The sequence below is a fragment of the Micromonospora sp. URMC 107 genome, from assembly GCF_051386315.1.
GTDB lineage: Bacteria > Actinomycetota > Actinomycetes > Mycobacteriales > Micromonosporaceae > Micromonospora.
Map to the genome: position 1 here is coordinate 1 of NZ_JBPQTK010000291.1, position 653 is coordinate 653.

The 653-nt window shown below is 74.9% G+C and carries 1 protein-coding gene; it reads left to right on the plus strand.

Annotation, left to right across the window (positions count from 1 at the left end):
• Positions 1-150: 150 nt before the first annotated feature.
• The coding region (locus ACSNN9_RS28570) for an acyl-CoA dehydrogenase family protein (protein WP_436676406.1) at positions 151-653 on the plus strand (503 nt) is incomplete at its 3' end.

A 653-nucleotide genomic window follows, 5' to 3' on the forward strand; every position in this document is an offset into this window, starting at 1 on the left:
GGCGGCCGGTGTCGCGCCGGGGCGACGGGTCGCCCCCGCCGCACGTGGCGGGTGGTGCGCCGGTCGGCCGGATCAGTCAGGATGACCTGCGCGAGGGCATCGCCGGGCCGCGCCGCGGCCGACGGCCCGCCCGTCGACGGAAGGAGACCCGTGCCGTCCACCCTGCTCTCCCGTCGCGACCTGCGCTTCCTGCTGCACGACTGGCTGGAGGTGACCCGGCTGACCGAGCGGCAGCGCTACGCCGAGCACTCCCGGGAGACCTTCGACGCCGTGCTGGAACTCGCCGAACGGGTGGCCACCGAGCGGTTCGCCCCGCACAACCGGGCCGCCGACCTCGCCGAGCCCACCTTCGACGGCCGCCGGGTGCACACCATCCCGCAGATCAAGCAGGCCCTCGACGCCTTCGCCGAGACCGGGCTGCTGGGCGCCGGCATGGACGCGTCGGTCGGCGGCATGCAGCTGCCGCACGTCGTGGGGGCCGCCTGCTTCGCCTGGCTCCAGGCGGCCAACGTCGGCACCTCGGCGTACCCGCTGCTGACCCTCGGCAACGCCAACCTGCTGCTGGCGCACGGCAGCCCCGAGCAGGTCGACACCTGGGTCCGGCCGATGGTGCAGGGGCGCTTCTTCGGCACCATGTGCCTCTCCGAGCCGCA